The 20917-nt window shown below is 37.8% G+C and carries 19 protein-coding genes; 6 read left to right on the top strand and 13 right to left on the bottom strand.

Going from position 1 to position 20917, the window contains the following annotated elements; all coding sequences use genetic code 11:
• Positions 1-98 precede the first annotated feature (98 nt).
• The 7 genes from pyk to LKW28_RS05815 form a co-directional block, all read right to left on the bottom strand.
• Positions 99-1859 (bottom strand): pyruvate kinase, encoded by a 1761-nt coding sequence (gene pyk / locus LKW28_RS05845; RefSeq protein WP_229139420.1) that lies wholly within the window; start codon positions 1857-1859, stop codon positions 99-101.
• Between the two features lie 78 nt (positions 1860-1937).
• Positions 1938-2897: a 6-phosphofructokinase gene (pfkA, locus tag LKW28_RS05840; RefSeq protein WP_229139419.1), complete on the bottom strand. Its 960-nt coding sequence runs from the start codon at positions 2895-2897 to the stop codon at positions 1938-1940.
• 446 nt (positions 2898-3343) lie between these two features.
• Positions 3344-4324, bottom strand: a complete 981-nt coding sequence (accA, locus tag LKW28_RS05835; RefSeq protein WP_229139418.1) for an acetyl-CoA carboxylase carboxyl transferase subunit alpha — start codon at positions 4322-4324, stop codon at positions 3344-3346.
• On the bottom strand, positions 4318-5181 hold the full coding sequence (gene accD / locus LKW28_RS05830) for an acetyl-CoA carboxylase, carboxyltransferase subunit beta (protein ID WP_229139417.1): 864 nt from the start codon (positions 5179-5181) through the stop codon (positions 4318-4320). Before accD ends, accA begins: the two co-directional genes overlap by 7 nt.
• Before the next feature lie 209 nt (positions 5182-5390).
• A complete protein-coding gene (locus LKW28_RS05825) occupies positions 5391-5999 on the bottom strand; it encodes a FadR/GntR family transcriptional regulator (protein WP_229139416.1) in 609 nt (202 codons plus the stop codon).
• A gap of 11 nt (positions 6000-6010) precedes the next feature.
• Positions 6011-7240, bottom strand: a complete 1230-nt coding sequence (locus tag LKW28_RS05820) for an NAD(P)-dependent malic enzyme (RefSeq protein ID WP_229139415.1) — start codon at positions 7238-7240, stop codon at positions 6011-6013.
• A 206-nt stretch (positions 7241-7446) separates the two neighbouring features.
• Entirely contained in the window at positions 7447-10809 is a 3363-nt protein-coding gene (locus LKW28_RS05815; protein WP_229139414.1) for a DNA polymerase III subunit alpha, read from the bottom strand.
• A gap of 156 nt (positions 10810-10965) precedes the next feature.
• Between LKW28_RS05815 and LKW28_RS05810 the strand changes: the two genes are divergently transcribed.
• The 3 genes from LKW28_RS05810 (at position 10966) to LKW28_RS05800 (ending at position 12133) form a co-directional block, all read left to right on the top strand.
• Positions 10966-11304 (top strand): YtrH family sporulation protein, encoded by a 339-nt coding sequence (locus LKW28_RS05810; protein WP_229139413.1) that lies wholly within the window; start codon positions 10966-10968, stop codon positions 11302-11304.
• Positions 11304-11807, top strand: a complete 504-nt coding sequence (ytrI, locus tag LKW28_RS05805) for a sporulation membrane protein YtrI (protein WP_229139412.1) — start codon at positions 11304-11306, stop codon at positions 11805-11807. Before LKW28_RS05810 ends, ytrI begins: the two co-directional genes overlap by 1 nt.
• A gap of 137 nt (positions 11808-11944) precedes the next feature.
• Positions 11945-12133 carry a hypothetical protein gene (locus LKW28_RS05800; protein ID WP_229139411.1) on the top strand — a complete coding sequence of 63 codons (189 nt, stop codon included), beginning with the start codon at positions 11945-11947 and terminating at the stop codon, positions 12131-12133.
• A 26-nt stretch (positions 12134-12159) separates the two neighbouring features.
• Here LKW28_RS05800 and LKW28_RS05795 read toward each other — a convergent pair whose 3' ends face one another.
• Positions 12160-13107 (bottom strand): DHH family phosphoesterase, encoded by a 948-nt coding sequence (locus tag LKW28_RS05795; protein ID WP_229139410.1) that lies wholly within the window; start codon positions 13105-13107, stop codon positions 12160-12162.
• 106 nt (positions 13108-13213) lie between these two features.
• Here LKW28_RS05795 and LKW28_RS05790 point away from each other — a divergent pair, with 106 nt between their 5' ends.
• Positions 13214-13510 (top strand): YtpI family protein, encoded by a 297-nt coding sequence (locus LKW28_RS05790; protein WP_229139409.1) that lies wholly within the window; start codon positions 13214-13216, stop codon positions 13508-13510.
• 890 nt (positions 13511-14400) lie between these two features.
• On the opposite strand, the gene LKW28_RS05785 is transcribed toward LKW28_RS05790, so the two are convergent.
• The 3 genes from LKW28_RS05785 to LKW28_RS05775 all read right to left on the bottom strand — a co-directional run bounded on the left by LKW28_RS05785 (position 14401) and on the right by LKW28_RS05775 (position 16797).
• A complete protein-coding gene (locus LKW28_RS05785) occupies positions 14401-15711 on the bottom strand; it encodes a CBS domain-containing protein (protein ID WP_229139408.1) in 1311 nt (436 codons plus the stop codon).
• A gap of 75 nt (positions 15712-15786) precedes the next feature.
• Positions 15787-16029, bottom strand: coding sequence for a hypothetical protein (locus LKW28_RS05780; protein WP_229139407.1), 243 nt, complete (start codon positions 16027-16029; stop codon positions 15787-15789).
• An 84-nt stretch (positions 16030-16113) separates the two neighbouring features.
• Positions 16114-16797, bottom strand: a complete 684-nt coding sequence (locus LKW28_RS05775; protein ID WP_229139406.1) for a metal-dependent hydrolase — start codon at positions 16795-16797, stop codon at positions 16114-16116.
• Between the two features lie 197 nt (positions 16798-16994).
• On the opposite strand from LKW28_RS05775, the gene LKW28_RS05770 reads away from it, so the two are divergent.
• A complete protein-coding gene (locus tag LKW28_RS05770; RefSeq protein WP_229139405.1) occupies positions 16995-18089 on the top strand; it encodes a M24 family metallopeptidase in 1095 nt (364 codons plus the stop codon).
• A gap of 27 nt (positions 18090-18116) precedes the next feature.
• Here the strand turns inward: LKW28_RS05770 and LKW28_RS05765 are convergent, their stop codons facing one another.
• Together LKW28_RS05765 and ald are read right to left on the bottom strand one after the other, a co-directional pair.
• A complete protein-coding gene (locus LKW28_RS05765; RefSeq protein ID WP_229139404.1) occupies positions 18117-18857 on the bottom strand; it encodes a hypothetical protein in 741 nt (246 codons plus the stop codon).
• A 270-nt stretch (positions 18858-19127) separates the two neighbouring features.
• Positions 19128-20249 (bottom strand): alanine dehydrogenase, encoded by a 1122-nt coding sequence (gene ald / locus LKW28_RS05760; RefSeq protein ID WP_229139403.1) that lies wholly within the window; start codon positions 20247-20249, stop codon positions 19128-19130.
• 214 nt (positions 20250-20463) lie between these two features.
• Here ald and LKW28_RS05755 point away from each other — a divergent pair, with 214 nt between their 5' ends.
• On the top strand, positions 20464-20913 hold the full coding sequence (locus LKW28_RS05755) for a universal stress protein (protein WP_229139402.1): 450 nt from the start codon (positions 20464-20466) through the stop codon (positions 20911-20913).
• Positions 20914-20917 lie beyond the last annotated feature (4 nt).

Raw genomic sequence — 20917 nt, 5'->3', positions numbered from 1 at the left:
CTTGGGTAATGAAGGCTTTTCTTCTATTATACGTTTCCTAATCACAAAAAAGTAGTCAAAAACATAATGAAAAAAGAGAAGGTTTCCCTTCTCCATTCTTATAGAACATTCGCATGTCCTTCGTATATAACTCCACGAGCGGAATCAACAGTGATATCCTGTCCATCTTTTAATAAAGTTGTTGCATTTTCAACTCCGACAATAACAGGAATTCCGATGCTTAATCCTACTACTGCTGCATGGCTTGTAAGTCCGCCTTCTTCTGTTATTAACGCAGAAGCCTGCTCGACGTATTTTACCATGTCACGGTCAGTTGCAGGTGTTACAAGGACCGCTCCATCATACATTTTTGCTTCAGCTTCTTCACTAGTATGGGCTACTACAACTTTTCCAAAAGCTGATTTTCTGCCGATTCCTTGTCCATTAGCAATTGTATTACCAACAACATGAATCTTCATAATATTGGTTGTACCGCATTCTCCAACTGGCACACCAGCTGTAATGACTACTAAATCACCTGGTTTAATAATACCAGTACCTAATGCTACATCAACAGAGTTATCAAGCATTTCATCTGTAGATTTTGCCACATTTCCTGTTTGTGGATATACACCCCAAACAAGTGAAAGCTTTCTAGTTGTCGATTCATTCGCTGTTACAGCAATGATTGGCGCTTTTGGACGGTATTTTGAAATCATTCTTGCAGTATGTCCGCTTTCAGTAGGTGTTACAATTGCAGAAGCATCAAGGTTCAGTGCAGTATGGGCAACTGATTGACCAATTGCATCCGTAATCGTAATACCAGAGAGTCTACTGCGATTAGATAAAATTTCTCGATGAACTAAAGCTTTTTCAGCGCGGGAAGCAATATTATGCATCGTTTGAACTGCCTCAACTGGGTATGTACCAGCAGCTGTCTCACCAGATAGCATAATCGCATCCGTGCCGTCAAAAATTGCATTCGCAACGTCACTAGCCTCTGCACGAGTAGGTCTAGGATTACGTTGCATAGAATCAAGCATTTGAGTTGCTGTAATCACTGGTTTACCTGCAGCATTACATTTTTTAATTAAATCCTTTTGAACAAGCGGTACTTCCTCAGCAGGTATTTCTACACCTAAGTCACCACGTGCTACCATAAGTCCATCTGAAACCTCTAGGATTTCATCGATATTATCGACACCCTCTTGGTTTTCAATTTTAGGAATGATTTGAATTGCTTCACCTTTATTTTCTTCCAGTAATTCTCTGATTTCTAACACGTCTGAAGCACGACGAACGAAGGAAGCTGCAATGTAATCTACATCTTGTTGGACCCCGAAAATAATGTCCTTCGCATCTTTTTCAGTAATACCTGGTAAATTAACACTTACACCTGGTACGTTTACACCCTTTTTATTTTTTAATGTTCCACTATTTAATACTTTTGTAAGAATTTCACGTTTCTGTTGATTAATTTCTACTACTTCGAGACCTATTAGTCCGTCATCTAATAGAATTTTTGAACCTGGATGAACATCCTCTATAAGACCTGGATATGTAATCGAGAATTTTTCAGTTGTACCCACTACTTCATCCATTGAAATCGTGATATTTGAACCCTCAACTAAATCGATTGCCCCATTTTCCATTGTATTTGTACGGATTTCCGGGCCTTTTGTATCTAATAATATCGCAATATTCTTTCCAGTTATTTTAGAAGCTTCACGGATATTTTTAATTCGAGCTCCGTGTTCTTCAAAGTCACCATGTGAAAAGTTCAATCTCGCTACATTCATTCCAGCATTAGCTAAAGCAACAAGTTTTTCGATACTTTCACTAGCTGGTCCTATCGTACATACTATTTTTGTTTTTCTCATTACATTTTCCTCCTCTATAATCGCTTATTTTATAAGCGATTACCAACACTTCCACAATGAATTATACCGAAGTCTTTATTAAATTGATAGTTCTTGCGCTAGGTTATACATTTTTTCATCAACCGTATGTTGACGATCTAAGATTTCCATAATATCATGGTCTACCAATTTGTTCTGTTGAATTCCAACAGCTCTTCCACCATTTCCTTCAATCAACAACTCAACAGCTCTTGCTCCAAGGCGGCTTGCTAACACTCGGTCTGTTGCCGTTGGAGAACCTCCACGTTGAATATGTCCAAGCACACTTACTCTTGTTTCAAAATTTGTCGCTTCTTGAATCTTCTTACCTATTTCTACACCACTGCCTACACCTTCAGCTACTACAATGATACTATGCTTCTTACCACGGTCATGGCCACGGTTAAGCTTAGCAACAACATCATTCATGTCATGATCTGCTTCTGGAATTAAGATTGTTTCAGCACCACCAGCCAATCCAGCCCATAATGCAAGATCACCAGCATGTCTGCCCATTACTTCAATTACGTAAGTACGTTCATGTGAAGTTGCTGTATCTCTAATTTTATCGATTGCATCAATTACTGTATTAAGTGCGGTATCAAAACCGATTGTAAAATCAGTACCTGGGATGTCGTTGTCAATCGTACCCGGAACACCCACACATGGGAAACCAAGCTCTGTTAATTTTTGAGCCCCACGGTAGGAACCGTCTCCTCCAATCACAACTAAGCCTTCGATCCCCAATTTTTTCAGTTGTTCAATTCCGTGTTTACGGCCTTCTTCAGTTTTGAATTCTTCACATCGAGCTGTGTAAAGCATTGTTCCACCACGATGAATAATATCACCAACTGAGCCAATTTCTAATTTTTTGATCTGTCCACTTATAAGTCCAGCATATCCTTGATAGATTCCATATACCTCGACATCATGATAGATTGCTTTACGTACCACAGCACGAATTGCTGCGTTCATTCCGGGTGAATCTCCACCACTAGTTAATACACCTATTTTTCTCATTTTTTCCACCTCTATGTAATAATCAAATGCGCCTTGGGGTATTTGCGCCCGATTTTTTTTCGAGCAGGCTCGAAAAATTTCCTTTTAAAAATCGTGGCATCCGCCGGAGGCTTTAACTTTATTCAGTCTTTTGCTGAATAAAGTTAAATAATCGTAAAATTAGCTTATTAATTCGCTTATACTATTCTTTCGCAATATGTATAAAATAACACTAATATATAAGTAAAACAAGCTATGAAAACGTAATAAATAGTGAAAAATGTGTTAACTTGTGTCAAAAAACAAAGAAAAATGGAGAATTTTCTTTAGGAGGGGAATTTCAAACATTACATCCAATTTTAAATGGATGGTTGCCTAATTATTTATCATTCAAATGCGCAATGACAGTTTCACGCAACACAAAGTAAAACGTGCTCTAAACAATTGTTAGATGCACGTCTACTCCTTTACTGAACTCCGATATATTCTTCTTCAGCTATTTTAAATTGGCCGATCTTTTTGTATTTTTGATAGCGTTGCTGAATTAACTCATCGTTGTTTAATTTGCGCAATTCTTTTAATGATTGTAAAAGAACTGTATCAATGAAAGCTGCCTGTTCTGCAACATCCTTATGAGCACCGCCCCTAACTTCAGGGATGATTTCATCCACAATTCCTAGTCCTTTTAGGTCTGGAGCGGTAATTTTCATAGACTCTGCTGCCTTTTTCGCAAGACTTGCATCCTTCCATAGTAACGCTGCTGCTCCTTCAGGAGAAATAACAGAATACGTTGAATTTTCAAGCATATGGATGTAATTTCCTACTCCTAATGCAAGGGCTCCTCCACTTCCACCTTCTCCGATAACGATACAAATAACTGGAACAGCTAAGCTTGCCATTTCAAAAAGGTTTTTTGCAATAGCCTCACTTTGTCCTCGTTCTTCCGCTGCTTTACCTGGATAAGCACCTTTTGTATCAATAAAGCAAATAATTGGACGGTTAAATTTTTCGGCCTGCTTCATTAAACGAAGAGCCTTACGATATCCTTCAGGATGTGGCATACCAAAATTTCTTCTAATGTTTTCTTTCGTATCTTTTCCTCGTTGGTGGCCAATTACAGTTACAGGTAATCCATGGAATTTAGCAATTCCACCAACAATGGCAGCATCGTCACCATAATAGCGATCACCATGACACTCGAAAAAGTTTGTAAAAATACGTTCCATGTAATCAAGGGTTGTTGGTCTGTCTGGATGGCGGGCAATCTGTACACGATCCCACGGTTTCAAATGACTATAAATGTCATTCTCCAGTTTTTGAAGTCTCGATTCTAGCTTGGAAATTTCATCTGAAAGATCTACATTTGAGTCACTTGTAAAATCTTTGAGCTCAGCAATCTTTTTTTTCAATTCTACGACTGGTTTCTCAAATTCTAGTTCGCCTACCAATTTACCGCACCTCCATTCACATGAATGTCTACTATATTCGCCAATGTATCTTTTAATTCATGACGGTGGATGACAGCATCCAACTGACCATGTTTTAATAGAAACTCCGCTGTTTGGAAATCTTCTGGAAGTTCTTCACGAATGGTTTGCTCAATAATCCTTCTGCCAGCAAAACCAATTAATGCACCCGGCTCAGCAAAATTAAAGTCTCCTAATGATGCAAAGCTTGCAGAGACTCCACCAGTTGTTGGATGAGTCATTATCGAAATAATAAGGCCACCTTGATTGCTAAAGAGCTTTAAGGCAGAACTTGTTTTTGCCATTTGCATTAAACTAAGCACACCTTCTTGCATTCTAGCTCCACCAGAAGCTGTAAAAATAAGAAATGGAACTTTTTCCTCCATTGCCTGTTCAATTGCTCTTGTAATTTTTTCACCGACAACTGAACCCATACTTCCCATTCGGAAGCTTGAATCCATGATTGCTAAAATAATTCGATTACCTTCAATCATACCTTCACCCGTTACTACGGCTTCATTAATACCTGTTTTATCTTGATCCTTCTTCAGTTTTTCTAGATAATTCGGGAATCCGAGTGGATTTTCAGAAACCATATCATGATCAAATTCAATGAAAGATCCTTCATCAAGTAAGCTTTCGACTCTTTCATAGGCAGTCATTTGATAGTGATAGCCACAGTTCATGCATACCTTATCGTTTTTCATTAATTCCTTTGTATACATGATTTTTTTACAATTAGGACATTTGCTCATAATACCTTCTGGAACATCTTGTCTCGCTTGCTCTGAAGGAATCGAAGCATATTTTTTCTTTTTCACAAAAAAGTCTTTTAACAAAAAGGAACCTCCTCACACATTCAATGGAATGGCTTTTTCGACTTAGTTTTCATTTATATATTTATCTGCGTATACAAGACAAAAAGTTGTGTAACGAAAAAAAGGAAAATCTTTATCTTCCTTCGTTGCCAAAAAAGCATGTACTTATACTTTACTGAATGTCTTCACTATTTTTTGTAGGAATTTGTCAACAAAATCAATACAATTTCCTACAAATTGATTTTTTCATAGGCAGATAAAGCTTTTGCCACATCTCTATTACTAAGAGCTTCAACTAACTCATCAAAACCTTCTTTGTTTATTACATGAGTCTGTTCCTCATATATAAACTTCACATACTCATAAATTACGACCCAGATTCGCAGTAAAAGCCGGTTACCTGTTGCTTCAACAATTGTCTTAAAAAGGTATTCTTCGGGATCACTAGTCTCCCATAGAGTCTTTTTAAGTTCTGCGATCATCTGATCGTTAGTTGTGTGACAAACTAATTCTATACAGGATTTTTCAAGTGTTTTTTTCGTTTCAAGAAGATCGTTTTTTGTTTTATCTCCTTGGATAATAAAGGTACCAAGTAAATGAATCAACTGATGATCCCCAAAATCCTTTAAAAAGGTACCTTCTCCCCTTCTCGTCTCAATTAGGCCTAATAACTCAAGTGATCTTAAGGCCTCTCTTACAGAGGAACGCCCTACATTAAGACGGTCTGAAAGCTCTCTTTCAGAAGGGATTTTATCTCCAGCGGAAAGTCCATCATCTTGAATGATGGACCTAATTTGTTTCACGATTTCAATGTAAACCTTAGAATTATGGGATGTCACAATACCTCGTCCTACTCTATTATGGCTAACCGTCTTGTCTTCTCTGCAACTTCTTCCGGATTTACAGTGATTCTTGCTACCCCTGTTTCCATTGCTGCCTTTGCCACACCAGCAGCAACAGCAGGAGCAACACGTGGATCAAATGGTGCAGGAATGACATAGTCAGCTCGAAGTTCCTCAGAAGAAATTAATGATGCAATTGCTTCTACTGCTGCAATTTTCATTTGTTCATTAATATGAGTAGCTCTAGCATCTAAAGCTCCTCTAAAAATCCCTGGGAAAGCAAGTACATTGTTTACTTGGTTTGGAAAATCAGATCTTCCCGTTCCAACCACTTTAGCTCCTGCTTCTAATGCCACATCTGGCATGATTTCTGGATTAGGATTTGCCATAGCAAAAATAATTGGATCCTCATTCATGGTTTTTACCATATCCGCTGTAAGAGCACCTTCAACAGAAACGCCGATAAAGACATCTGCATCCTGAAGAGCATCTGCGAGAGAGCCTTCTAGACGATTTCGATTTGTATATTTTGCTACTTCGGCTTTAACATCATTCATACCAAAGGTACGACCTTCAAAAATCGCTCCTCTAGAGTCACACATAATAATGTCGCGAACCCCATAGCGGTATAGAAGCTTAATAATTGCAATCCCGGCAGCACCTGCTCCGTTTGCAACAACTTTTATTTCTGACATTTTCTTGCCAACAAGCTTTAATGCGTTCACTAGTCCTGCTACTGTAACTATTGCGGTACCGTGTTGATCATCATGAAAAACCGGAATATTGGCTTCTTTTTTTAGACGTTCCTCAATTATAAAGCAATTCGGAGCTGCGATATCCTCTAAGTTAACGCCGCCAAAAGTAGGCTCTAATAATTTTACAGTTTCCACAATCTTGTCAATATCTGTTGTATTTAAACAAATAGGAAATGCATCTACACCTGCAAAGCTCTTAAATAGTACAGCTTTTCCTTCCATAACTGGAAGTGCAGCTTCTGGACCAATATTTCCCAGGCCCAGCACCGCTGTCCCATCAGAAACAACAGCTACCATATTCCCTTTCATTGTGTATTCATACACTTTGGATTTATCATCGTAAATAACCTTACAAGGTTCAGCTACTCCTGGAGAGTATGCTAAACTTAAATCCTTTGCATTTCTTACAGGAATTTTTGATTTTGATTCGAGCTTTCCCTTATGAAGTTGATGAATATGTAGGGCTTCTTCTCTTAGAGTCATTTCCTTTTTTTCACTCCTTGTTATAAAGAAAACTTGGCAGCCAAAAAAATCTGGTACCAGTTGTAGTCATTAAGGTAGTTAAAACTTGTCCGATTTTTCATGAAAACTAGTAAAATAGAATTTCCTTATTCATACATGATAAGTGGTATGGCCACTTCGCTTTTATATTACAATATAACATAAATGCGGTTCCTGTAAAGAGTTTGTTATTGAAACACCACATTTTCCTGACCCATTAAATTCTTCATTTCTTTTAAAAATTTCGGATTAGGACTTACCCAAAGTTCTTGTTGAAGCTGAATTGTTTTTTGAGATTCCTGATAATATAGAACAACTGGAATTTCCCCAGGATATTCTTTTAGCAATTCTTTTAAATCGATAAACACTTGATCAGTTTGATGTCTCTTCTCCATTCTAACAAACAGCTTCTTTTCATCTTCTGGCAAATCCTCTTTATTAGGGAAAGCTTCAGCCTGATTAATAATTAGCTGAATTTGATTATTCCGATTTTCTATTTTCCCTTTTATTAATAGTAAAGCCTCGTTTTTTAACAGCTTTGCTGACTGGGTATACGTTCTCGGAAAGGCAACTCCATCTAGTTCACCTGTTTCATCACCTATCGTCAGAAAGGCCATTACTTCTCCCTTTTTCGTGCGTATCGTTCTCTCTTTTGTGATAAACCCTCCTATCACAACATTTTGATGCAGATAAAGGGGCGCATCCGATATAGCTACCGCTCCGTTTTTCTTCAAAAATGTCGAATACGCTGTAATCGGGTGACTTGATAAGTAAAATCCAAGCGCTTCTTTTTCAAAGCGAAGTTTTTCCATTTCCTTAAATGGTTCAACCTCAACATATTTTGGCTTAAGTCCAAAATCATCCTCAAAAAACATTTCAAATTGATTTTCATCATTTTTTGGCCGAACCAGTTCTGCATGTTCGAGTGCAACGTCTAATGTGGCAAGAAGTGTTGCCCGATGTTCACCAAATTCATCAAAAGCACCTGAACAAATTAACGCTTCTAAAGTACGACGGTTAATACTTTTCATTGAGGTTCTGACACAAAAATCAAAAAGGTCAGAGAATAACTTACTTTTTCTTGTTTCACTAATCTCCTTTAGTGCAGCAACACCAACACCTTTAATACCTGCCAAACTAAAACGAATGGAGTTATTCTCCACAATAAACGGATAATGGCTTTTATTAATGGATGGAGACAGAATCCGGATCCCCTTTTGTTTTGATTCACGTATATATTGTCCCAGCTTGTCATCATTACCAATGACACTTGTGAGCAGAGCAGCCATAAAATAGAGCGGATAGTTTGCCTTTAAATAGGCAAGCTGATAAGCAATCATACTATAAGCAACAGCATGACTGCGGTTAAAACCATAGTTGGCAAATCTGACAATTAAGTCGTAAATTTCATTCGCTGTTGTTTCTGTGTAACCCTTACTTATACTTCCTTGTACAAAATGCTGACGCTCCTTATCAAGAACCTCTTTCTTCTTTTTGCTTACTGCTCTCCTTAGAAGGTCTGCCTCACCAAGACTAAATCCGGCCATCTTCGAGGCTATCTGCATAATTTGCTCCTGATACACAATAACCCCATTTGTCATTTGCAGAATCGGTATTAGGTCAGGATGCGGGTATTGAATCTCCTCTTTTTTATGTTTCCGCGCAATATACGATGGGATATTGTCCATCGGGCCAGGTCTGTACAAGGCGTTTACTGCCACAATGTCTTCTAGGGTGTTCGGCTGCAGCCTTATTAAAACACTCCTCATCCCGCTTGATTCAAGCTGAAAAACCCCCGTTGTATCACCTTTACTTAATAAGTTAAATGTTTTTTGATCATCTAATGGAATGTTCGAAAGTTCAATCGTTTTCCCTGTGCCTCGCTTGATCATGGATAGAATATTATCAATAAGGGTCAAGTTTCTAAGCCCTAGGAAATCCATTTTTAAGAGCCCGATTTCCTCAAGTATATCCATTGGGAATTGTGTCAAATAAACGTTATTGTGGCCCTCTTGAATGGCAATTAAATCCGTAAGTGGTCGTTCACTTATAACAACCCCAGCCGCATGTGTGGATGTATGTCTTGGAAGTCCCTCAATTTTTTTAGCTGTATCAAAGATTTTGCGTCCGATTTCAATATTTTGAATATATTCACGTAAGCCTTGTGATTCTTCATATGCCTGCTGAAGCGTAATTCCAAGCTTACTGGGAACTTGTTTGGCAAGAAAATCGGCTTCTTTAGGGGAGATTCCCATCACTCTTCCAACATCCCGAAGTGCGGCTCTTGCTGCTAATGTTCCAAAGGTAATAATTTGTGCGACATGGAGTCTGCCGTATTTTTTCGAAACATATTCAATCATTTCATCGCGTCGGTTATCTGGAAAGTCAATATCAATATCTGGCATTGATATTCTTTCAGGGTTTAAGAATCGTTCAAAGAGTAATTGATGTTCCAGTGGATCAACATTCGTAATATATAAAACATATGCAACCAACGAGCCCGCTGCTGAGCCTCTTCCTGGCCCCGTCACAATACCATTCTCATGGGCATATTTCATAAAATCCCAAACAATTAAAAAATAGTCACTAAAATTCATTTTTTTGATGACTTGAAGCTCATATTGCAGTCGCTCGTACTGGTCATCAGTAGGGTTTTGATACCTATCTTGCAGACCTTTAAGACAGATTCGCGACAAATAATCCTCAGCAGATTCATCCCCCGGAACTGGGTATTTCGGGAGCGCGAATTGACCTAGTTCAAAATCAACATTACAAAGACGCGCAATGCGCAATGTGTTTTCAAGAACTTCTGGGCTCTCAGAAAAAAGCTCGGTCATTTGAGATGGGGACTTTAAATAATATTCCTTGCTCGGAAGAATGTCTCGATCATCATCTGAAAGCTTTGCCCCATTTTTTATAGCTAGTAAGCACTCGTGGGCAAATGAATCGGTCTGATCTATGTATTGAACATGGTTTGTAGCAACCAAAGGTACTTTTAGTTCATCACCCATTTTGAATAGCATATTGTTAATTATGGTATTCTCTTGCAATCCATGGTTTTGCACAGATAAGTAAAAGCTTTCTTGTTCGAAGATTTGTTTGTAGGAATTGGCTTTCTTTAAAGCTTCCTCGTAATTTCCATTTTTTAAGTTTTGTTCGATGTCACCTTTTAAACCAGGTGATATCCCGATTAATCCCTCACAATATTGCGATAACCATCTTCTCGGGATTCCATCCTTTGATTTAGTCTGAATCGCACTGCTAATTTTTAAGAGATTTTGATATCCTTTATTGTTTTTCGCAAGTAATACGACAGGATAAGCAGTGTCTTCTTCTTCCGATAACACTGATGCAGTCATGCCTATGATTGGTTTGATTCCACGCTTCCTGCATTCTTTATAAAAAGCGATTGCTCCATACATTACATTTTCATCAGTTAATGCCAATGCCTTATGCCCTATGTTGCTCGCTTTTTCAACCAAAGTTTCAACTTTGGCGGCACTTGATAAAAGGCTGTAGGCACTTTGAACCTGGAGATGTACAAAAGGCAACGAAATCACACCTTTTTCAAAAATTTTACGTCCTCTTCAATACTTTAATTATAGTCCTATTTATGAAACAAGCAAAACAAAACTCATTACGGTCATACCGGCAAAGGATTGTCCATATACATATAGTAATAACAAATTCAAAAAGTGGGTGTCCAAATGGAAATAAAAGATGCATTTATGCCAGCATTTATTCATAGTTTCTTTATTGCCCTCGGGGTTCTTCTGGGTGGTTCTCTAATCGGCGGGCTGGGTGCGTTTGTTTCAGGTCAAGCACCATTATCTGAAATTTATTCAGTGGCCAGCAAGTTGAAAATCTGGGCACTTGTTGCTGCAATTGGTGGAACATTCGATACATTTTACAGCTTTGAAAAAGGGATTTTTCTTGGTCAAACAAAGGATGTCTTTAAGCAATTTCTCCTAATTGTCTCTGCAATGGGAGGAGCACAGTTCGGATGGAGAATTATTGAGTGGTTTACACAGGAGCATATCACCTAATGAGAGTTCCACCCTATCATCAAAAACCAGGCTGGCAGCGATTTTTCGCAGGCATTGTTATCGGTGCTCTAATAAGTTGGTTTGTCTTTTTGTTTCAGTTTGGGGTTTTACAGGATAAACAGATTCAAAAAATAACGGAACAAAATAATGTAATTAAAGAATTAAGAAAAAGCAAGGACATCCTTATTGAAGATGTGGAAAAATTAAATGAAGATAACAAAAAAAAGCTCAAAATTCAGGACTTCAAGGTAGATTTCGCAAATAAAAAGAAGGTTGAACTTAGTTCACTCAATCTTCACCATATGAAAACAGCTGTAATTGAAGATCTGAACTCTTTAATTGGACAGGATGTTCAAACAGTATCCAAAAACAAAGATCTACTCTTTAGTACAATTGAAAATCATGTTTTCGAGCTGGACGATAAAAAATATAGATTCAAAATTCACACTGTCTTTTTTGATACAACTCTTGAAATTACACTAAATATCGAACTTGTAAAATAACTTAGCCTCCTAGTTCGGAGGCTTTTTTAATATAAAAGAGATATTTTTGTTACAATTTTTAGAAAATTTTAAAATTATGTAGCATTTTTAGGCACAAATGAAATAAAATAAAATTACAACGCACAAGGAGGGAAAATATGTATATTAACCGCAGAAAACTTTTAAATGAAAAAATGACGCATATCAAAAATGGTTACTCCGCCTACGCAGAATCACCAGATGTTATTAATGCGATAAAGAAAGAAATTCAAGCATTAAACCTCAATGTCCTTGAAGAAGTAACCGACTTAGGCTCATGGTTTATCCCAGTGAAGGTGGAAAGCTAAAAAAGTCGCATCCAAATAGAGCGACTTTATTTTTTTAAATCCTGGTTGGAAGCTTCACGTAAATCTGCGATGACTTGGTCTACCTTTTCCCATGAATAAATAGTAGCTCCCGAAGCTAGGGGATGCCCGCCACCATTATATTTTTTGGCAACACCGTTAATCACTGGCCCTTTTGAGCGTAAGCGAACACGAATTTGTTCCTTTTCCTCTACGAAAAACACCCATGTTTTCATATTTTCGATATTCCCTAAGTTACTTACTAGCTGCGATGCTTCAGAAGGTGTTACATTAAATTCTTTAAGAATATCGTTTGTAATCACCATCCAGCCCACACCATCTTCAGTAACCTTATAATTCTGATAGACATAGCCACTAAGGCGTGCAACATTTTCCTTTATTTTATACAAATTCTCATAAACTTGAGGAAAATGAAAGCCATATTCGATTAATGCTCCAGCATATGCAAATGTCTTTGGATTTGTATTAGGAAACAAAAATCGACCAGTGTCTCCGACGATTCCAGCAAATAGAAATCTCGCAGCTTCCTTCGAAAATGATAGTCCTTGATTTTTACCTTGCAGGTAAAGCTCATAAATCATTTCACTGCAAGAACTTGCATTTGTATCAACCCATACATAATCACCATATGGATCATCATTCGGATGGTGATCAATTTTAATCAGCTTTTTACCTTGTTTGTAACGTGTATCTGAAATCCGCCCCTGATTTGCAGTATCGCAGACAATCACTAATGCGTCAGCATATATTTCATCAGGAATTTTGTCCATTTCCTTTAGAAAGAGTAAAGATGGCTCATCCTCTCCAACGACAAATACATGTTTAGTTGGAAAGCTTGCTATCAGTATTTCTGCTAATCCACATTGTGAGCCATATGCATCTGGGTCTGGCCTAACATGGCGATGAATGATAATTGTATCAAATTCAGTTATTGTTTTAAGAATCGCTTCTATCATTTTATTCTCCTTTTATATCCTCTCTTCTTCACATTCTATTCACTAGCATTTTGGATTCTTTCTAGTTACAATAGGAATAGCAGTCTAGAATTGGAGGTAGCTTCTTATGAAAATACTTGTTATGTTAATCATTTTTGCACTTGTCTTTTATTTTTATTATAAAACAAAATACTTCCGTACAAGACGTCCAATTGAAAAACAATGGCTCTCAGCGAAGTCTAGCATGGCACTTGGACTATTTGTTGCCTTATTCGGTTTAAATACATTCTTCGTTCATCCGTCTACGATATCAACAGTAATCGGCTTCATTCTTGTATTGGTTGGCGGCGGCAGTACTTGGGCGGGATTCCGTGCGTATAAGCATTATCAGCCCTTGGTTATGCAAGAAGCTAAGCAACAATAAGAATGAAAAAGGACGCCCCAAAAGCGTAACGGGTTCCGTTTCCTGTCGCAAAACCCGAAAATGTAGCCCATTTTGTACTGCTTCTTGTATCTGTTTTTGCAATTAATAATAAAGTGGCTCAGTTCGCTGAGCCATTTTTGATTGGAAAAGAGGTTAGGGGGGCAGCTAACGCACCGGATTTTAAAAAATAGAGGGAGAAATTCCTCTTAATTTGTAAATAAGCTAAAAAATAGCGTAAATAAGAGGAGAAATTTCCCCTATTGACTCAAGTAACGTAAAAATTGGGGATTTTTTTCTGCATAAGCGGAAAATTTCCCCCTATAACCCCCGAAAAGAGCTCTATTCTGCATTTAACGGAAATATCTCCGCTTATTTTAAATATCACTGGGTATTCAATTAAGGATAGGATTTCTTATGTTTCTAAGTACTTTTGTAAGATAAAATGTATGCAAAATTGTAGGGGTACAACAGCCATTGTACCCCTACAATTTGGGGATCATTTTCCTATACAAATTTTTATGTAATTTCGGCACAAATGGCTTTACTCGAATAAAAAATGAGCATCAATTTCATATGCAAATTGGCACTCATTTTAACTTACATTTTTAATGTTTGTGATAGTTAACGGAACCCGTTACTAAAAGCGTCTCTTTTTTTGCCTTTAAAAGATAGTTTGTGTAAAATTCGGTACCCAGTTTTCGTTGTCCGGCTCCAGCGCCTAGCCCCTCGAGGTCACAAGCCAATCACTTCTGAAGGCAAAAAACGCCTTCTATCAGCGCTCGTCTTGTGCTTGTCGGACTTGCACACGATGTGCTGACATCGACGTTTACCACAGGACATGGCAGTAGTTAGTCGATGTTCCTCCTGCAAGGCGCTTGCGCTTTTCTTATTTATCTCTCTATTAATTGAGCCATCATCATTGCTTTTCCAACAACAACCCCGCCATTGAAAACTTCAACGTCAACCTTACCAAATCGTCTTCCAACCTCTAAAACTCTTGGATGGATATTCATCAAACTATCAATTTGAACAGGCTTCATAAAATATACTGTCATATTTTCGATGACGAGATCACCTTTTTTAAAGGATTTAAGTACCCTGTTGGCAGCCTCCGTGACAATCGTTGTAAACACACCGTAAGAAATCGTTCCTAAGTAATTTGTCATTTGAGGGGTTACTTCACATTGATAAACGGACTCGCCATCAGCCGATATATCTATTAGTTGATTCGTAACAATATCATCAATCGTTTCCCCTACTTGCGGTTGGCGACCAACCATCTGAAGGGCTTTCAAAACATCCTGCCGACTAATTATTCCTTGCAGGCGATTTGATTGATCCACCACTGGGAGCATTTCAATTCCTTCCCACACCATCATATGGGAGACAGAGGCAACAGATGTCTTTCCATTCACCGTCATCGGGTGTTTCGTCATCACTTTTTCAATGAGCATATTTGGGTCCTGTCCCATAATATCCTTTGCAGTCACCATCCCGACAACCTTTGATTGATTATCAATGACTGGATATCGTCCGTGACCAGTTTCTGTATTATGTTCATACCACTTTTCAACTTTATCTGAAAGGTGAACACTGACTGTCTCTGTTTTCGGAGTTAAAATATCCTCAACCAACACAATTTCTTTTTTTATGAGCTGATCATAAATTGCACGGTTAATCATCGTTGCAACTGTAAAGGTATCATAGCTACTCGAAATAATCGGTAATTGCAGTTCATCAGCAAGCTTTTTTACATCATCATCCGTATCAAACCCGCCCGTAATTAATACAGCAGCTCCTGCATTTAATGCATATTCATGTGCCTTTGTTCGATTACCGACAATTAACAGGTTTCCAGCACCCGTATAGCGCATCATTGCTTCCAGCTTCATCGCACCAATTACGAATTTATTTAATGTTTTATGTAGGCCGGCCTTTCCTCCAAGCACTTGTCCATCGACAATATTGACAACTTCGGCAAAGGTCAGCTTTTCGATGTTTTCTTTCTTCTTTCGTTCAATTCGAATCGTACCCACACGTTCGATAGTGCTAACATATCCCTTATTTTCAGCATCTTTAATAGCACGGTAAGCGGTACCTTCGCTTACCTTCATATCCTTTGCAATTTGTCGAACTGAAATTTTCTCGCCAATCGGAAGTGTGTCAATATACTGTAAAATTTGCTCATGCTTCGTCGCCAAGCTCTTCACCCTCTAATTATCATTCTTTGTCTGTTATCTTTATTATACGGGTGGAGCTTGTTTTATACAATTTTATTAGTAGTGGCGCATTCTTTGTCTGCGTTTTGCAGATGCTGCTTGCGGACTTGTAATTTTTTGAGCTGATTTTGGGTTATACAATAAGCCAATTAGATTTCCACTCACCACTATCAAGGCAAAGACCAACCAGGAAATCGCAAAAATCCCCTCTAAGCCTGATGCTCCAATCGCTAGTCGTGGTACCCCATAATAAAGCATAACACCACAAAGCAATAAACATAGTAATAATCTATTATGCATAACATTACCTCCTTTACCTATGCTTGTATCATTCTATGAATCGATCATTAAAAAAAGACGCAAAACATCAAGTCTTTCTTGCTTTTATAATTCAATTGAATCTCCAGCAACTAAAACTTTTCCTTCAGCAGAGGTGAGTCTTGAGACAAAATCATTCGCATCCTGCTTAATTACCGGGAATGTATTATAGTGAATGGGTACAATTGTTTTTGCCTTCAGCCATTCAGCCGCAATTAAAGCATCGTCTGGTCCCATCGTGAAGTTATCCCCAATAGGCAGAAAGGCAACGTCAATATCATTAAGTTCACCGATTAATTTCATGTCATAAAATAATGCTGTGTCTCCTGCATGATAGATAGTCTTGCCTTCAGCAGTAAACAAGATTCCTCCTGGCATTCCTGTATACACAAATTCTTTCTTTTCAGGAATTTCTACACTTGAACCATGGAAAGCAAGAGTATATTTCACCTTTCCAAAATCAAATTGGTGTGCACCTCCAATATGCATTGGATGCACATTTAAACCCTGCCATCCTAAATAAACAGCAAGTTCATTAGGAGCAACAACAAGGCTTGAATTGCGCTTAGCAAGGTTTTCGGTGTCCCCAACATGATCTCCGTGTCCGTGTGTCAGTAAAATAACATCAACTTTTTCATCTGCGGCATGTAAGTCTGTATTGGGATTTCCTGTAATAAACGGGTCAATAATGATTGTCTTTCCGCCTGTTTCAATTTTGACTACTGAATGTCCATGATAGGATACCTTCATATGTATCTCCCCTTTTCAAAATTTAGATGTACCTCTTACTATATATCTTCTTTTCATTAGCCTACTTTCCTTCTTTTTTTATACCCCTTCCTTATGTAAAACAAACCCGCAAAAAAATGAATGAATTCATCACCAAAGTTTACTTTTTTCGTTGAAATTGCTACTCTTAACTTATCATTAAGAAGGATGTGTCATATATGAATCAACGATTACAGTTGCTTTCCAGCTGGTTAAAAGAAAAGGATATTACATGCAGTTTCATTACATCTACTCCAAATGTATTTTACTTAACAAATTTTTATACGGAACCACATGAAAGACTTCTTGGTTTATTTGTTTTTCAGGATGAAGAACCAATCTTAATTTGTCCAAAAATGGAACTCGCTCAAGCACGTAATGCGGGCTGGCATTATGAAATCATTGGGTATAGTGATACAGATAATCCATGGGAACTTATCAAACATTCCCTTTCAAAACGAAATGTAAATGTATCTACATTAGCTCTTGAAAAAGAACACTTAACCATTGATCGGTACGAAGAGATTCAAACATTATTCCCATCCAGCTCCATCGTATCTGCTGAGGAAAAATTACATATATTACGTATGATTAAAGAAGAAAAAGAAGTTTCCATTCTCCAAGAAGCAGCAAAATTTGCTGATTATGGTGTGGAAATTGGAGTCCAAGCAATCGCTGAAGGAAAAACCGAATTAGATGTACTTGCAACTATCGAATATGAATTAAAGAAAAAAGGAATCCGCCAAATGTCCTTTGATACCATGGTATTGACAGGGCTAAAGACAGCAGCGCCACACGGAAAACCTGGACTTGAGACAATCAAAAAAGGAGATTTTGTCCTGTTTGATTTAGGTGTTGTGCTTGATGGATATTGCTCAGATATTACAAGAACTGTTGCATTTGGTGAAATTTCCGATCAACAGCGTGAGGTATATGATACTGTATTAAAGGGTCAATTAGCTGCTGTTGATGCATGTAAACCGGGAACAAGAGTTGGAGATATCGACGTCGCTGCACGTTCTGTTATTTCAAATGCCGGCTATGGAGAATATTTTACACACCGAATCGGTCATGGTCTTGGAATTGATGTTCATGAATTTCCATCCATGAATGAAACAAATGATATGCTTTTACAAAAAGGAATGGTGTTTACCATTGAACCAGGTATTTATGTTCCTGAAATAGGCGGCGTTCGAATTGAGGATGATATGATTATCACCGAAAGTGGAGCTGATACACTTACAAAATTCCCCAAAGAGCTCATCATTAAATAATACCAAAAGGACCCTTGAGGTCCTTTCTTAATTCACAGCATTTTCTTCTTCTTCTTCAAATTTTGAGCAAAGGTATTCAAACAGCTTATGATTAAAATTATCCTGATTACGCACGTAATCGAATAAAATATCATATTGCTCTTTATTATTTTGTAAACCATTTAACACTTTAAAAAATAATTCCCTTTGTTCCGAGATCGTGTCAACGATTTTCTGATCTTTTTCGTCCTTTTCTTCAAAGCGTTTTGAGATGGTTTCATTTTTCAATTCATGATGTTTTAATGAAGTGATGATTTGATCAAATTGGCGCTTTACGAGATTCATATTTTCAGAAACTTTTTTGTTAAATATTTCTTGGTTTTGGACAATTTGCCCTAGAATCTCTAGCTGGTCTTTTTGTTCCACTTGCTGCTTGGCCGCTGTCTCATTGTATTTTTCCTGCTTCTTCATAAAACCAATAAACACCTCCAATAAGTTTTTCTGTTCTCCCATCTTTTTTGAAAGCTTATCATCCTTCTCCATTTGTTTCTGTTCATGATTAAAAAATTGGTGTTGTAATCCCTTTTGTTCAGCAGCTAATTTTTTGATTAATCCTTCATTGCTCTTGATATATTCTTTAATGGTTTCATTGTATTTTTCCTGATGTTTTATATGTTCAGAGACAAAATTTGAATAGTAGGATGATTGATTAGAATTTTCTGGTACCGGTGTCATTGGACGGTGAACAATTTTGGCTAATGAGCCATTATAAAAAACGGATGAACCCATACACGGCACTCCTTTACTATTTAGTCGACGTATTTCTTAATACAGACTCTTCTTTATCCTATTTTTATGCCTAAAAAAGGGTGACAATGATTAAAGAGCTGGTAAATGGAAAAGCGTAAGGTGCCCGCTTATCGGCGACAAGCATAAGACGAGCGCTGACAGAAGGTGCATTTTACCTTCCGAAGTGATTGGCTTATGACCTCGAGCCGATGGCGCCTGAAGCTAGACACTTAAAAAGGACACCTAATGAGAAGGTGTCCTTTTACTGTTTTATCGATTTTCTAGAAGTGTTTTTGCATCTGAATACGAAGTCCCATGTGCTTCTGCAACTGCTTTGTAGGTTACAAATCCATCTAATGTATTTATTCCTTTAAACAAAGCATCATTTTCCAAACAAGCATTCTTGAAGCCCTTATTCGCTATCATTAACGCATAAGGAACCGTTACATTTGTTAGAGCAAGGGTAGATGTACGCGGCACAGCTCCAGGCATATTAGCAACTGCATAATGAACAACATCACGCTTGATGTAGGTTGGATTATCATGTGTTGTAATCTTGTCAGTTGTTTCAAATATTCCACCTTGGTCAATCGCAATATCAACAACAACAGAACCGGGTGCCATTGATTCAATCATTTCTTCCGTAACAAGTTTTGGAGCTTTTGCTCCAGGAATGAGCACTGCACCGATTACAAGATCTGATTCCTTCACAGCTTCTGCGATATTAAGTGGGTTTGACATGAGCGTTGTTATATCTGCCCCAAAAATATCATCAAGCTGACGAAGACGTTCTGGATTTAAATCAATAACCGTCACCTGTGCTCCAAGACCAACTGCCATCTTAGCAGCATTCGTTCCTGCAACTCCTCCACCGATGATTGTCACTTTACCGCGTTGTACTCCAGGTACTCCTGCAAGTAAAACACCTTTTCCACCATGTGGTTTCTCTAAAAACTGAGCACCTATCTGTGTTGCCATCCTACCCGCCACCTCGCTCATTGGGGTTAACAGCGGAAGCGAACGGTTTGGCAGCTGGACCGTTTCATAGGCTATCCCTATAACATTTTTCTCAACAAGAGCCTTAGTTAGTTCAGGTTCTGCTGCCAAATGTAAATACGTAAATAAGAGTAAGTCTTTACGAAAATATTGATACTCCTCTGGCAGTGGTTCTTTTACCTTCATGACCATGTCCTTCTGCCATGCTTCACTTGGTGTATTTACGATAATTGCCCCAGCATCAGCATATTGTCGATCCGTAAAACCAGATCCCGCTCCAGCCTGGGTTTCAATATATACTTCATGTCCGAAGCTTTTTAGACTCAGAACACCAGCCGGCGTCATTGCAACGCGGTTTTCGTTATTTTTAATCTCTCGAGGCACACCAATACGCATGTAAAAACACTCCCTTATAGTTATCACTAATCTAAATTCCCTAAAAAATACAGATCCTATTACAACAATCATGAAAACACTTACATAATAGTATTTTTTACCACAACAATCAAGAAAAAGTTCAATATTTATACAAGTATATTTTTCTTTTTAACTAAAATTCAGTGTTATAATAATACTAGAAAGACCATTTCTATATTTAGGGGGCATTCAAATGCTAGTAACCTATAAAAAAGTCCTTGTTGCTGTTGATGGTTCTAAGGAAGCTGAATGGGCTTTTAAAAAAGCAATCGATGTTTGCAGCCGGTATCATTCTGAGCTCATTATTACTCATGTGATTGACTTAAAACAATTTGCAGCAATTGGTGCATACCACCATAATCTCTCTGAGCAATCTGAAAGTTTTGGTAAAGATTTACTTAATCGGTACGAGCAAATTGCCGAAGAGGCAGGAATTGAATATATTGAAACAATACTAGAGTTTGGATCTCCTAAAATTAAAATAGCAAAAGAAATTGCTCCAAAGAATCATGTTGATTTGATCATTTGTGGGGCCACTGGTCTTAACGCTGTCGAACGGTTCCTATTGGGCAGTGTTTCTGAAAACATTACTCGTTATGCCAAATGCGATGTCATGGTTGTAAGAACTGAAAAAGATCTTTAGAATA

Origin of the sequence: Bacillus sp. REN16, assembly GCF_020731355.1 — a bacterium.
In the GTDB taxonomy this organism is placed as follows: domain Bacteria; phylum Bacillota; class Bacilli; order Bacillales; family Bacillaceae_L; genus Ferdinandcohnia.
Note: the sequence above shows the minus strand (reverse complement) of the source record. Positions and strands in the feature narration are given on the sequence as shown.

Coding starts and splice junctions, on each gene's coding strand:
- LKW28_RS05765 (WP_229139404.1), bottom strand. CDS start 18,857: ATGGGTTCATCCGTTTTTTATAATGGCTCATTAGCCAAAATTGTTCAC.
- LKW28_RS05800 (WP_229139411.1), top strand. CDS start 11,945: ATGTATATTAACCGCAGAAAACTTTTAAATGAAAAAATGACGCATATC.
- LKW28_RS05790 (WP_229139409.1), top strand. CDS start 13,214: ATGAAAATACTTGTTATGTTAATCATTTTTGCACTTGTCTTTTATTTT.
- LKW28_RS05795 (WP_229139410.1), bottom strand. CDS start 13,107: ATGATAGAAGCGATTCTTAAAACAATAACTGAATTTGATACAATTATC.
- pfkA (WP_229139419.1), bottom strand. CDS start 2,897: ATGAGAAAAATAGGTGTATTAACTAGTGGTGGAGATTCACCCGGAATG.
- LKW28_RS05780 (WP_229139407.1), bottom strand. CDS start 16,029: ATGCATAATAGATTATTACTATGTTTATTGCTTTGTGGTGTTATGCTT.
- LKW28_RS05820 (WP_229139415.1), bottom strand. CDS start 7,240: ATGACTCTAAGAGAAGAAGCCCTACATATTCATCAACTTCATAAGGGA.
- LKW28_RS05810 (WP_229139413.1), top strand. CDS start 10,966: ATGGAAATAAAAGATGCATTTATGCCAGCATTTATTCATAGTTTCTTT.
- LKW28_RS05755 (WP_229139402.1), top strand. CDS start 20,464: ATGCTAGTAACCTATAAAAAAGTCCTTGTTGCTGTTGATGGTTCTAAG.
- ytrI (WP_229139412.1), top strand. CDS start 11,304: ATGAGAGTTCCACCCTATCATCAAAAACCAGGCTGGCAGCGATTTTTC.
- LKW28_RS05770 (WP_229139405.1), top strand. CDS start 16,995: ATGAATCAACGATTACAGTTGCTTTCCAGCTGGTTAAAAGAAAAGGAT.
- ald (WP_229139403.1), bottom strand. CDS start 20,249: ATGCGTATTGGTGTGCCTCGAGAGATTAAAAATAACGAAAACCGCGTT.
- pyk (WP_229139420.1), bottom strand. CDS start 1,859: ATGAGAAAAACAAAAATAGTATGTACGATAGGACCAGCTAGTGAAAGT.
- LKW28_RS05775 (WP_229139406.1), bottom strand. CDS start 16,797: ATGAAGGTATCCTATCATGGACATTCAGTAGTCAAAATTGAAACAGGC.